At 64.3% G+C, this 13,112-nt stretch carries 11 protein-coding genes and 1 pseudogene; 8 read left to right on the forward strand and 4 right to left on the reverse strand.

From position 1 onward, the window contains the following. From Q0687_RS01415 to Q0687_RS01435, 5 genes and pseudogenes are all read left to right on the forward strand, one after another. Window positions 1-82: pseudogene (locus tag Q0687_RS01415) on the forward strand (chemotaxis protein CheW); the annotation flags it as partial. 35 nt (window positions 83-117) lie between these two features. Further along, window positions 118-507, forward strand: coding sequence for a response regulator (locus tag Q0687_RS01420; RefSeq protein WP_298871215.1), 390 nt, complete (start codon window positions 118-120; stop codon window positions 505-507). A gap of 33 nt (window positions 508-540) precedes the next feature. Next, window positions 541-1,422: a protein-glutamate O-methyltransferase CheR gene (locus tag Q0687_RS01425; RefSeq protein ID WP_298871218.1), complete on the forward strand. Its 882-nt coding sequence runs from the start codon at window positions 541-543 to the stop codon at window positions 1,420-1,422. A 2-nt stretch (window positions 1,423-1,424) separates the two neighbouring features. After that, the gene (locus tag Q0687_RS01430; RefSeq protein WP_298871221.1) at window positions 1,425-1,742 is read left to right on the forward strand and encodes a PilZ domain-containing protein; all 318 of its coding nucleotides are present in this window, start codon (window positions 1,425-1,427) and stop codon (window positions 1,740-1,742) included. A 142-nt stretch (window positions 1,743-1,884) separates the two neighbouring features. Further along, window positions 1,885-2,388, forward strand: a complete 504-nt coding sequence (locus Q0687_RS01435; protein WP_298871223.1) for a response regulator — start codon at window positions 1,885-1,887, stop codon at window positions 2,386-2,388. A gap of 54 nt (window positions 2,389-2,442) precedes the next feature. Here Q0687_RS01435 and Q0687_RS01440 read toward each other — a convergent pair whose 3' ends face one another. Next, window positions 2,443-2,760 (reverse strand): hypothetical protein, encoded by a 318-nt coding sequence (locus Q0687_RS01440; RefSeq protein ID WP_298871226.1) that lies wholly within the window; start codon window positions 2,758-2,760, stop codon window positions 2,443-2,445. Window positions 2,761-2,924: 164 nt separating this feature from the next. Here Q0687_RS01440 and Q0687_RS01445 point away from each other — a divergent pair, with 164 nt between their 5' ends. Next, window positions 2,925-3,560 (forward strand): response regulator, encoded by a 636-nt coding sequence (locus Q0687_RS01445; protein WP_092293530.1) that lies wholly within the window; start codon window positions 2,925-2,927, stop codon window positions 3,558-3,560. Between the two features lie 155 nt (window positions 3,561-3,715). Here the strand turns inward: Q0687_RS01445 and Q0687_RS01450 are convergent, their stop codons facing one another. Both Q0687_RS01450 and Q0687_RS01455 read right to left on the reverse strand, forming a co-directional pair. Next, a complete protein-coding gene (locus tag Q0687_RS01450; protein WP_298871244.1) occupies window positions 3,716-7,312 on the reverse strand; it encodes a PAS domain S-box protein in 3,597 nt (1,198 codons plus the stop codon). Beyond that, a complete protein-coding gene (locus Q0687_RS01455) occupies window positions 7,290-7,709 on the reverse strand; it encodes a response regulator (protein WP_298871247.1) in 420 nt (139 codons plus the stop codon). The genes Q0687_RS01450 and Q0687_RS01455 overlap by 23 nt, the downstream gene beginning before the upstream one ends. A gap of 260 nt (window positions 7,710-7,969) precedes the next feature. Here Q0687_RS01455 and araD point away from each other — a divergent pair, with 260 nt between their 5' ends. Together araD and Q0687_RS01465 are read left to right on the forward strand one after the other, a co-directional pair. Further along, window positions 7,970-9,706 (forward strand): L-arabinonate dehydratase, encoded by a 1,737-nt coding sequence (gene araD / locus Q0687_RS01460; RefSeq protein WP_298871250.1) that lies wholly within the window; start codon window positions 7,970-7,972, stop codon window positions 9,704-9,706. Between the two features lie 123 nt (window positions 9,707-9,829). Then, window positions 9,830-10,549 carry a ribonuclease activity regulator RraA gene (locus Q0687_RS01465; protein WP_298871253.1) on the forward strand — a complete coding sequence of 240 codons (720 nt, stop codon included), beginning with the start codon at window positions 9,830-9,832 and terminating at the stop codon, window positions 10,547-10,549. Between the two features lie 144 nt (window positions 10,550-10,693). Here the strand turns inward: Q0687_RS01465 and Q0687_RS01470 are convergent, their stop codons facing one another. Then, window positions 10,694-12,799, reverse strand: a complete 2,106-nt coding sequence (locus tag Q0687_RS01470; RefSeq protein WP_298871255.1) for a S9 family peptidase — start codon at window positions 12,797-12,799, stop codon at window positions 10,694-10,696. Window positions 12,800-13,112: the final 313 nt, after the last annotated feature.

Raw genomic sequence — 13,112 nt, forward strand, 5'->3', positions numbered from 1 at the left:
CCGTCTCGACGGCCAGCTCATGGTCGTCCTCGACGTCGATCGCGTCCTCGAGCTCAAGACTGAAGTGCAAATGGCTGCCTGAACTTTCACGAAAGACATTTTAGCCGGAGATCCAAGATGAAGACCTGTTTGGTGGTTGACGATTCCAGCATCGTGCGCAAGGTCGCGCGCCGCATCGTCGAAGCGCTGGGCTTCCAAGTCATTGAAGCGGAAGACGGCGTCGAGGCACTGGTTCATTGCAAGAAGGCTATGCCGGAGGCCGTCCTGCTGGACTGGAATATGCCCGTCATGGACGGCTTCCAGTTCCTGGGCACGCTGCGCCGCATGCCCGGCGGCGAAGAGCCCAAGGTGGTGTTCTGCACCACCGAGAACGGCATCGACCACATCACGAAGGCGATGGGTGGCGGCGCCAACGAGTACATCATGAAGCCGTTCGACAAGGACATCGTGTTGGCGAAGTTCCAGGAAGTCGGGCTGGTCGCGCGCGAAGAAGAGACCGCGGCCTGAAATCCACCCGTTAGTAGCGTCAAGAGGTGTCCTGTGAACTCGCCTGACTACGAGTATCTGCGTAAGCTGCTGAAAGAGCGCTCCGGCCTCGACCTGTCCGCGGACAAGCAATATCTGCTCGAAAGCCGCCTGCTGCCGCTGGCGCGCAAGGCCGGCCTGTCCGGTATCCCCGATCTCGTGCAGAAGCTGCAAGGCGGCTCGAGCGCGCTGATCACCAGCGTGGTCGAAGCCATGACCACGAACGAGACCTTCTTCTTCCGCGACAAGGTCCCGTTCGATCATTTCCGCGACACCATCATGCCCGAGGTCCTCAAGGCCCGCGCGGCTCGCCGCAGCGTACGGATCTGGTGCGCCGCAGGCTCAACAGGGCAGGAGCCCTATTCGCTCGCCATGGCCCTGAAGGAAATGGGTGGGGCGCTGACCGGCTGGCGCGTCGAGATCATCGCGACCGACCTCTCGCAGGAGGTGCTGGAGAAGGCCAAGTCGGGCGTCTACAGCCAGTTCGAGGTGCAGCGCGGCCTGCCGATCCAGATGCTGATGAAATATTTCAAGCAGACTGGCGAGACCTGGCAGATTAACCCCGAGCTGCGGGCGATGATCCAGCATCGCCAGCTCAATCTGCTGCAGGATTTTTCCCATCTCGGCACGTTCGACGTCATCTTCTGCCGCAACGTCCTGATCTATTTCGATCAGGACACCAAGATCAACATCTTCAACCGCCTTGCCCGCCAGATCGAGCCCGACGGCTTCATGGTGCTCGGCGCCGCGGAGACCGTGGTCGGGCTGACCGATACGTTCAAGCCGGTCGCCGATCGCCGCGGCCTCTACAGACCGAACGATCCGCGTGCCGCAGCGGCAAGGCCGGCGGTCGATGGTGTGGCAGCGCCCCGCGTCGCGGCCATGGCGGGACGATAGGCATGGCCGAAGAGGGCAAGGGCGCAGAGCGCGTCACGTTCAGTCGTGGTTATGATGTCTGCATCATGGCCATCGACGGCACGTGGCGCCGCGACTGTACGCTCAATGCGATTTCGGACACCGACGCCATCCTCACGGTCGAGGGCTCGATCCAGGGCTTGAACCTGAAGGAGTTCTTCCTGCTGCTGTCGTCGACCGGCCTTGCCTACCGTCGCTGCGAGCTGGTGCGCGTCAACGGCGCCGAGATGGACATCCAGTTCCTGCGCGGCAAGAACCGCAAGAAGCGCGGCCCCGCCGGCGGCCATGACGCGGCGGCGTGATCGCCACGCGCATCGTGCGGCCCTTGCCGGCAGATTGCTTCACATTTTCTGAAAACATCCGAACGAATTCGCTGGCGCAGCTTTACGTGGCCTAAGCGCGTGCGATGTATCAATAAGCAGGTCGCAATTTCAGGGTCAGGCCATGCCAAGAAGCTCTCTCTCCCCCATGTCGTCAAACCTGCCCGATGGTGCCGAGCGGCGCGCGCTTCAGCTCCTGGTGGTCGATGACGACGCCACGCAGCGCAGCCTGATCACGGTCGCTGCCAAGCAGGCCGGCCATGAAGTGGCCGTTGCTCCGTCGGTTGCGGAAGCCATCGAAAAGCTGCGTGCCGCGCGCTTCGACTGCGTGACGCTCGACCTCGTGCTGGAAGACGGTGACGGCATCGACGTGCTGCGCGAGATGGCCGCGGCGAAATTCACCGGCTCGGTGATCGTGATCAGTGGCATGGACGGCAAGCGCCGCAGCGCCGCGCGCAGCTTCGCTCGCTCCGTCGGGATCGAGCTTCAAAGCCTGCCGAAGCCGCTCGATCTTGCTGCCCTGCGCATCAGCCTGGCCAATCTCGGTAAGACCGCGATGGGACTGCCCACGATCCATACCTGGGGCGGCGTTGCGACCGACGCCATCGTGGAACGGCACCGCGCCTGAGGCGCGGCGCTGCCATGCGGTCGGCTGCGGCAAATCGGCCGCATCTGTTGCCGCCTACGCGGGATTGCCAAATTCCGACAGCTTTTTCAGGGCGTGACCGAGCTCTGCCCGGCAGGCATTGAGGGCCGCGCTCGCCGTGGCAAAACGGGGTGTGACATCGTCGAGCACCACGATCTCGCTGGAACCCGGATCGGCGCTCAAGCTAGCGCTATCGTCGTCAGTCTCCATGTCTTCCGAGGTCATGGCAGCGTCGATCAGACGCATGCTGATCTCGATGCGCGCGATCAGGGAGCGAAGTTCAGCCGCAATCAACTGACGGCTGTCCGTATCAGCCATTGCGACGAGCGGGGGTGTGCCGGCGTAATTTAGCATGGATATTCTCCGTCCCCCGCAATAAGGCACCTCAGCGCTACTTGTGCGTTAAGTTCATGTCCCGTACAAATGCGGGTGGGCCGAATCTGCGCCGAAAGCCATAAACGTCAGGCGCGGACGCGAGTCCTTGAATGCCGGCGTGGCTTGGCGAATGGACGTGGCACATGGTCGAACAAAGCTCCCGTGGTGAGATCTTCGTGGTCGATGACGACCCTGCTGTTCGCGACACCTTGTCGATGGTGTTGAAGGCGGCGGGCTATGAGGTGATCTGTTTTGCGGACGGTGCGGCACTGCTGTCCGTTGCACGAAACCGGACACCGGCTGCGATCTTGCTCGACGTGCACATTCCCGGAAAGTCGGGCCTCGACATTCTGAAGGAGCTGCACGGCGAGGACTATCCGGCTCCGATCTTCATGATCTCCGGGCAGGGTGACATCGCGATGGCGGTGGGGGCGATCAAGAGCGGCGCGCTGGATTTCATCGAGAAGCCGTTTCGCGGCAGCGAGATCGTGGGCCGGCTGGACGAGGCGATCGGCGCTTATGCACGCAGGCAGGCAGAGAACGCCTCGCCGAAATTCGGCTCACTGCATTTCCCCGGACGCGAGCCGCTGACCCGCAGGGAGCGCGAAGTGCTCGAGCAATTCGCTGCCGGCGCTTCCAACAAGGAAGCCGGCCGCACGCTCGGCATCAGCCCGCGTACCATCGAGGATCACCGCGCCAACATCATGAAGAAGCTCGGCGCCCGCAATGCCGCCGACCTGATCCGCATCGTGATGACCGCAGCCCAGCGCGCGTCGTAGGCATTGTCTCTCTTGCCCCGGACGCAGCGCGTCACGCAGTGATGCGCTGCAGAGCCGGGGCCCATTTCTCCGGTTTCAAATCTCGCAATTCTGGGTCCCGGCTCTGTACAGCAGCGCTCTCGCGCTGCAGTGCGTCCGGGACATGAGAGCGCTTCTCACCCACTCAGCGCCCTGCGGATGATCCGCGCCAGGTCCGATTTCCGATAAGGCTTCGCCAGCAGCAGCACGCCTGAATCCAGCCGGCCGTGATGGATGATCGCGTTCTCGGTATAGCCTGACGTGTAGACCACCTTGAGATCGGGCCGGGTCTTCAGCACCTCGTCGGCGAGCTGCCGTCCGTTCATCTTGCCGGGCATGATCACGTCGGTGAACAGCAGATCGAACCGCTTGCCCCTGGCGACGATCGCGAGCGCCTCCGCGGCATTGGCCGCCTGCAGGGTGACGTAGCCCAGCGAATGCAATTGGGCCAGCACATAGTCGCGCACCAGCCGGTCGTCCTCGACCACCAGGATGATCTCGTGCCCGCCCTCGATCGAAGCAGGCGTCACGCCTTCGCTGACCGCCGCCGGTATCTTGCCCGGCGGCAAGTACATCTTGATCGTGGTGCCGTGGCCTTCCTCGCTGTAGATCTTGATGTGGCCCGCGGACTGCTTGATGAAGCCGTAGACCATCGAGAGGCCGAGGCCGGTGCCCTTGCCCGGTCCCTTCGAGGTGAAGAAGGGATCGAATACGCGCGCCAGCATGTGGGACGGAATGCCACTGCCGGTGTCGCTCACCGCGATCAGCACGTAGTGACCGGGCGGGACGTCGTTGGCGCTGGCATAGACCTCGTCGAGATAGGCAGCGCCCGTCTCCACGATCAACTTGCCCCCGCCGGGCATCGCGTCGCGCGCGTTGAGCGCGAGGTTGAGGATCGCCGTGGTGAGCTGGTTCGGGTCGACGACCGCGACGCAGCTCTCGTCCTCGAACACGGATTCGATCTGGATCTGCTCGCCCAGCGTCGGCCGTAACAGCTTCGCAGTGTCGATGACCAGCGAATTGATGTCGGTCTCGCGCGGCTGCAGCGGCTGCTTGCGGGCAAAGGCGAGCAGGTGCTGGGTCAGCTCGGCGCCGCGGCCGGCAGCCTCGTCGATCATCTTCGTGATCGCCGCAAGCCCCGGATCCTTGGCCACCGCGTCGGCCAGGATTTCGATCGTCCCGGTGATGACGGTGAGGATGTTGTTGAAATCGTGCGCCACGCCGCCGGTGAGCTGGCCGACCGCCTCCATCTTTTCGGCGTGGCGAACCCGCTCCTCCGCGGCGATCTTGTCGGTGAGATCGCGGTAGAACGAATTCAGAAAGACGCCGTCGCGTTGCCGGAGCGCGGTGGCGCTCAGCTCGGCCGTGAATTCCTTGCCGTCGCGCCGCTGCACCAGGAGTTCGCGCCGGGGGCTGGGTAGCGTTTGTTCCCCGGAATCAAGAAAGACCTGGAGTCTGGCCAAGATCCCTTCCCGTTCGCTGGGGGCAATGAAGAGATCCAGTGCATTCTTGCCGATTGCCTCTTCACGCGGCCAACCGAAGAGCTTCTCGGCCTGCGAGTTCCAGATCAGGATGGTACCGATCTGGTCTGTCTGGGTGAAAGCGTCGATCGCGGTCTCGACGATATTGCGCGCCAGTTGCTCGTTGTCGCGAAGCGATTCGGCAGCCAGCCTCGCCTCGGTCATGTCGCGTCCGACGAAGAAGTACCGCCTGGCCTGATCCGACCAGTTGCCGAGCCAGGACAGCCAGACCTCGCGGCCGCTCTTGTGGAAGCAGCGCGTGTCGGCGAGCTTCGGATGTCCGCCGCGCCGAAGCTCGCGCATCTCCTCGCGGGATTGCTCGAGATGCGCGGGATGGATGAAATCGACGCCGCTGCGCCCGATCATCTCGTCGGGCGGGTAACCGAGAATGGTCTCGCTGCTCGGGCTCATCTGCACGATATAGCCGCGCGAGTTCATGATCATGATCAGATCCTGCGAGGTGTCGAACAGCTGCCGTCGCTCCTCCAGCTGCTGCTGCAGCGCCCGCTCCGCGCGGCGCGCGTCGGTCAGGCTGCGCGCGGACCCCGAGGCGCCGATGACCTCGCCCGACGGTGCCCTGATCGGCGACAGGCCGAGTGAGATCTCGACCGGCGTGCCGTCCTTGCGCAGCCGGACCGTCTCGAAGCGTTCGACCGTCTCGCCCCTCGAGATCAGCGCCAGATAGTCCCTGCCCTGCTCTCGGCGGTCGGGCGGGACAATGATCGAGGTGGGCTTCCCGATCGCTTCGTTCGCCTGATATCCATAGAGCCGTTCGGCGGCAGGATTCCAGCCGGTGATGATGGCATCGAGGGATTGCATCACGATCGCATCGTCGGATGATTCCACGGCGGCGCTGAACAGGAGCTCGCGCGTCGCATGATGGCTTCGTGCGGCCTCGGTGCGCCGATGCTCCTGGACCTCGCGTTCGAGAGCGGCTGCCTTCGCGCGCGTTTCCTCGACCATCTGGGCAAAGGCGCGCGCCAGCGCGCCGGTCTCGCCGCTCGCGTCGACCGGAATGTCCGCCGGCCGCCCGTTGCCGATAGCTTCCACCGCCGTGGTCAGGCGGGTGATCGGGCGCGTCAATGAGCGTGCGAGCAGCACCGCGAGTGAAGCTGCGGCGAACACCGCAAGCATGCCGACCAGCAAGGAGGTTTTCTGAATCGCGGCCGGCACGCGGCCGAAGACGGCCGGCGGAATCGTCTCGATGATTCCAATCCAATCCGCATTCGCGAGCAGCGCCGGCGCAAGTGCCGCGCCGCTCGGCCGGCCGGTGGAATCGGTGGTGAGCTGCGCGGACACGTCCCGCGTGCCGACCAGGGCTGCAAAGAAGGGAAAATCATTGCGCCAATTGCCAGGGTGGCCACGCAATGAACCGAACTCCCGTGCGGGGTCGGGATGAACGAGATAGTCGCCGCGCGCGTTCACGACGTAGATCGCGCCCCCAGAGCTCGTCGTCGAGCGGATGCGGTCGAGCGCCGGACGCATGTCGACATTGGCGATGATGATGCCGAACGGCTTGCCGTCAGATGTGAACAGTGGCGTCCCGACCCGGAGGGTCGGAATGTGCAACTCCGTGGTCCCGCCGCGGTGCGTCGCCAGATCGATTGGCGAAACATAGATCTCGCCAGGCGCGAGCCGGATGGTTTCCTGGAAGTAGGATCGCTCGATCTTGTGCTCCAGCTCGCTGTTGGGAACGATCCGCGCTGTTCCGTTCGGGCCGGAACGATCGACGCGGACCAGCTCGCGCTGATCGTCGTCAAGACCGATGATCCGAAACTGCCCGTAGCTGGGCTTGGCCTCGATCTCGGCCGCGAGCCGTGCCGCGATGCGATCGCGCCAGGTTTGCTCGGACACGCCGTCGAGCGCGTCGATACCGCCACCGACGTGAGCACGGATCAGGCCGTTGATGGCCGCGGCGGAGCGGTAGCCGGTCAAATCGCCGCGCACTCCGGCAACGTAGGATTCGAGATTATTGGCCAAGAGGCGCGTCTGGGCTTCGACGCGCTCCAGCACGCGCGGAATGACCGCCTGCGTGATGCTGCGGTAGCCCAGCCAGCCGACCGCAGCCACCGTAACCGCCACCAGCAGGATCATCGCGGCGGCCAGTCGGGTTGCCAGCGTCATGGAGATCCTTGCAGGACTCCCTGGATGATCGAGCCTGTTCTGGCCTTGAGCGGCGGAGGTGCTCCCATCACCGGCGGCTGGCGCTGACATCGGACCCCTCAGACTCGCCCGCCTTCAGGCAATTGTCGACCGCCGCCAGCAGCGCGTCGGCCCGAAACGGCTTCTGCAAGCTCGCGACGGCGCCAAGCTTGGTCGCCATCTTCAGGAAATCCGGCTCGGCATAGGCATCCGGCGTGATCGAGCGGCCGGAAATGACGATGATCGGAATGGTCGGCTGCAGAGCCCGGACGTGGCGCATCGTCTCCAGCCCGTCCATGCCCGGCATGTAGATGTCGAGGAACAGCAGGTCGAACTGGTTGTCGTCGAACAAAGCAAGCCCTTTGCGACCGTCGCCCGCGACCGTCACGCGGTGACCGGCCCGCTCCAGCAGCAGCCGGATTGTCAACTGAACGGCGGGGTCGTCATCCACGATCAGGATGTTGGCCACCTCTAAAGCCCTCCGGGGGCGGCCAGGAAAGCTCCCAGCGTCCCAAATCAAAGCCTGAAATGCGAAATTGTTGCGCGGATCGGGGCCGTCCTGCAAGCACTTCACAGTTCCTCGCCATGGTGAGGCCCGATATTGCATCGCACGAGAACATATGCACCTCTGCGTGCATAGCAGGGGCCCGGTTCGCGCGCCGCAGGACGCCTTGCGAGGGATAGATGGCCTGTGAGAAGAGCAGGCAGATTTCTCGACGGACAAGGATCATGACCAAGAAGAAAACACCCGATCAGCTCCGCAGTGCGCGCTGGTTCGCACCCGACGACCTGCGCTCGTTCGGCCACCGTTCCCGCGCCATGCAGATGGGTTACGCCCCGGAGGAGTGGAAGGACCGACCGTGTATCGCGATCATCAACACCTGGTCCGAGGCGCAGCCCTGCCACATGCACTTCAAGTCGCGCGTCGATGACGTCAAGCGCGGGATCCTGATGGCCGGTGGCCTGCCGGTGGAACTGCCGGCACTGTCGCTGTCGGAATCTCTGCTCAAGCCGACCACCATGCTCTATCGCAACCTGCTGGCGATGGAGGCCGAGGAGCTGTTGCGCAGCCATCCGGTCGACGGCGTCGTGCTGATGGGTGGCTGCGACAAGACCACGCCGGCCCTGCTGCTGGGCGCGACCTCGATGAACATCCCCGCGATCTATCTGCCGGCCGGCCCGATGCTGCGCGGCAACTGGAAGGGCAAGACGCTCGGCTCCGGCTCCGACGGCTGGAAATATTGGGACGAGCGGCGCGCCGGAAAGATCTCCGACAAGGACTGGCTCGACATCGAAGCCGGCATCGCCCGCAGCTACGGCACCTGCATGACCATGGGCACGGCCTCGACCATGACGGCGATCGCCGAAGCGATCGGTATGACGCTGCCGGGTGCGTCCTCGATTCCCGCGGCCGACGCCAATCACATCCGCATGGCCAGCGAATGCGGCCGCCGCATCGTCGAGATGGTGTGGGAAGACCTGACGCCGAAAACGATCCAGACCCGCAAGGCGTTCGAGAACGCGATTGCGGTGGCGATGGCGATGGGCTGCTCGACCAACGCCATCATCCATCTGATCGCGCAGGCCCGCCGCGCCGGCCAGGACATCGGGCTCGACGATTTCGAGATCGCGAGCCGCAAGGTGCCTGTCATCGCCAATGTCCGCCCGAGCGGCGATGCCTATCTGATGGAGGACTTCTTCTACGCCGGCGGCCTGCCGGCGCTGATGAGCGAGATCAAGCAGCATCTGCATCTCGATTGCATCACGGTGACGGGCAAGACGCTGGGCGAAAACATCGACGGCGCCGAGGTGCACAATGCCGATGTGATCCGCCCGGTCGCCAATCCCATCTACAAGGAAGGCGCGCTCGCGGTGCTCAAGGGCAATCTCGCGCCCGACGGCTGCGTCATCAAGCCGAGCGCCTGCGCGCCGCGCTTTCTCAAGCACACCGGACCCGCGCTGGTGTTCGACGATTATCCGTCGATGAAGAAGGCCGTCGACGATCCCAATCTCGACGTGACCGAGGATCACATCCTCATCCTGCGCAATGCGGGGCCGCAGGGCGGGCCGGGCATGCCGGAATGGGGCATGCTGCCGATCCCGACCAAACTGGTGAAGCAGGGCGTGCGCGACATGGTGCGCATCTCGGATGCGCGCATGAGCGGCACCAGCTACGGCGCCTGCATCCTGCACGTCTCGCCGGAATCCTACATCGGCGGTCCGCTGGCGCTGGTGCAGAACGGCGACCGCATCACGCTCGACGTCGCCGCGCGCACCATCAATCTCGACGTCCCCGAAGCCGAGCTGGACAAACGTCGCGCCGCCTGGAAGCAGCCCGAGCGCCGCTTCGAGCGCGGCTATGGCTGGATGTTCACCAAGCACATCAAGCAGGCCAATGACGGCTGCGACTTCGACTTCCTCGAGACCGACTTCGGCGCCCCGATCGGCGAGCCGTCGATTTATTGACCTATCGTCGTTCCGGGGCGATGCGAAGCATCGAACCCGGAACCTCGAGATTCTCAGGTGCGCAATTGCGCACCGTGGTTCGCGCTATCGCGCGCCCCGGAATGACGACAGAGAGAGAAAAAAATGTCCAAACTTTCCGAAGCCACCCGCACCAAGCTCAAATCCGTCTCCACGGCGACCGTCGCCACCGCGCTGTTCAAGCGCGGCCTGCGCATCCAGATGATCCAGGATGTGCATCCCGTCGGTCCGGACCAGCCGACCATGGTCGGCGAGGCCTTCACGCTGCGCTACATGCCGGCGCGCGAGGATCTCAACACCATCGATGTCTTTAAGGACCGTTCGCATCCGCAGCGCAAGGCAGTCGAGGACTGCCCATCCGGTGCCGTGCTGGTGATGGACAGCCGCAAGGACGCGCGCGCGGCCTCGGCTGGCGCGATCCTGGTGACGCGGTTGATGAAGCGCGGTGTCGCCGGCGTCGTCACCGATGGCGGCTTTCGCGACTCCGCCGAGATCGCCAAGCTCGGCATTCCCGCTTACCATCACCGCCCGAGTGCGCCGACCAATCTGACGCTGCATCAGGCGATCGAGATCAACGTTCCCATCGGCTGCGGTGACGCGCCGGTGTTTCCCGGCGACGTCATCTTGGGCGACGCCGACGGCGTCATCGTGATCCCGGCGCATCTTGCCGACGAGATCGCCAACGAGACTTTCGAGATGACCGCGTTCGAGGATTTCGTCACAGAGGAAGTCGGCAAGGGCCGCGGCATCTTCGGCCTCTATCCCGCGACCGATCCGCAAACGCTCACCGATTTCGCGGCGTGGCGGAAGAAGAACGGAAGGTAGGCGACGGCCCCAAGCACAACCGCCTGCGCCGGGCTGCCGTAGGGTGGGCAAAGGCGCATTTGCGCCGTGCCCACCTTCTGTTCGAAACGGCATGAGATCGTGGGCACGCTACGCTTTGCCCACCCTACAAGACTGTCGGTGTCGCTACACCCCGGCCTCCACCAGTCCCGTCGCCCACAGCGCAAACGCATAGACGATCGCGACTTCATCGAGCCGGTCGAACCGGCCGGAGGCACCGCCGTGGCCGGCACCCATGTTGGTGCGGAGCAGCACCGGGCCGCCGCCACTCATGGTCGCGCGCAGGCGGGCGATCCATTTGGCGGGCTCCCAATAGGTGACGCGCGGATCAGTCAATCCGCCCATCGCCAGGATCGCCGGATAGTCCTTCGCCGCGACGTTGTCGTAGGGCGAGTAGGACAGGATGGTGCGGAAATCCTTTTCGCTCTCGATCGGGTTGCCCCATTCGGGCCATTCCGGCGGCGTCAGCGGCAGCGTGTCGTCGAGCATGGTGTTGAGGACGTCGACGAACGGCACTTCGGCGACGATGCCGGCGAACAGCTCACCGGCGCGGTTGGCGACCGCGCCCATCAGCATGCCGCCGGCCGAGCCGCCATGGCCGACGATGCGCTTTGCGCTGGTGTATTTCGCGTCGATCAGCGCACGAGCGCTGGCGGCAAAATCGTCGAATGAGTTCGTCTTCTTCTCGCGTTTGCCGTCGAGATACCAGCCCCAGCCCTTGTCGGCGCCGCCGCGAATATGCGCGATGGCGTAGACGAAGCCGCGATCGACCAGCGACAGTCGGTTGGCGTTGAACGAGGCCGGCATCGCCATGCCGTAGGAGCCGTAACCGTAGAGCAGCAGCGGCGCCGCGCCGTCGAGCGTCAAGCCGCGACGATAGAGGATCGAGACCGGCACCTCGGCGCCGTCCTGCGCCTTTGCCATGATGCGCGTGGTGACGTAGTCGGCCGGGTTGTGGCCTGACGGAATCTCCTGGCGCTTGCGCAGCGTGCGCGTCCGCTTCGCCATGTCGTAATCATAGACCTCCGACGGAGTCGTCATCGACGAATAGGCAAAGCGCAAATTCGTCGTGTCGAATTCGTAGGAGCCCATCGTATCCAGCGAATAGGCGGCCTCGTCGAAGGCGATGGCGTGCTCGTCCCTGGTGGCGAGGTCGCGGATCACGATCGAGGGCAGCGCATTGGCGCGCTCCAGCCGCACCAGATGGCCGGCATAGAGATCGAGGTCGATGATATAGATGCCCGGGCGATAGGGGATCAGGTCGCGCCAGTTCTTGCGCTCGGGTGCGCCAAGCGGCGCCGTCACGATCTTGAAGTCGATGGCATCATCCGCGTTGGTGAGGATCAAGAGCTCGTCGCCGCGATCGGCGAGCGAATATTGCACGCCCTCTTCGCGCGCCGCGACCAGGCGCGGCGGCGCCTCGGGGGCGGAAAGATCGATCAGTCGCTGCTCCGACGTCTCGTGATCGCCGCCGGCGATCACGCAGAAGCGTCCGCTGGTGCTCTCGTGCAGATGGGTGAACCAGCCGGAATCCTGCTCCTCATAAACCAGCGTGTCGTCCGCCTGTACGGTGCCGAGCCTGTGGCGCCACACCTGCATGGGCCGGTGATTGTCGTCGAGCTTCACATAGAAGAAGCTCCTGCCGTCCGCGGCCCAGACCACGCCACCGTCGGTCTCCTCGACGATGTCGTCGAGATCCCTCCCGCTCGCCCAGTCACGGACGCGGATCGTGAAATACTCCGAACCCTTGGTGTCGGCGCTCCAGGCCTGCAGCTTGTGATCGTTCGAGTGACGGCTGCCGCCGAACTTGAAATATTTGTGGTCCTTGGCCAGCGCATCGCCGTCGAGCACGATATGCTCAACGCCGCCATCGCGCGGCATGCGGCCGAACAGCTCGTGCTGCCCGCCTTCGCGAAACCTGCGAAAATAGGCGAACGGCCCGTCCGGCGACGGCACGCTGGAATCGTCCTCCTTGATGCGTCCGCGCATCTCGCGCACCAGCGTCTTCTGCAAGCCTGAGGTATGGCCGAGCAGGCTCTCGGTGTAGCCGTTCTCCTCGTCCAGATATTTGCGAATGTCCGGATCAAGCACCTTCGGGTCGCGCAGCACCTCCTGCCATTTCGCATCCTTCAGCCAGGCATAGTCGTCGGTGACGGTGATGCCGTGCCGGGTAAAGGAATGCGGCCGGCGCGGTGCGACGGGGGATCTTGAAGATGTCTTGGCCTGGGTCACTCGATCCTCGTTATCTCGTACTTGCGCAGCGCCCTTTCTTAACCTCGCCCCGCTTGCGGGGAGAGGTCGGATTGCGTCGAAGATGCAATCCGGGTGAGGGGGTAAAGGTCTCTCTACGATCTCATGTGTGGAGAGAGGCCCCTCACCCCAACCCTCTCCCCGTAAGAACGGGGAGAGGGGGAGGAAAGAGCGCGCCGTGTTCACGTGCACCACCTTATATCGTCCCGATTCCACGAATTGCCAGCGCCCCTGCTTCACGTCGCCGGGTTGTTGATCCGCCCCTGGTGTGCTCTAGGGAGCGATCGTCCCGCCG

It is taken from the genome of uncultured Bradyrhizobium sp., from assembly GCF_936928535.1.
Lineage (GTDB): Bacteria > Pseudomonadota > Alphaproteobacteria > Rhizobiales > Xanthobacteraceae > Bradyrhizobium.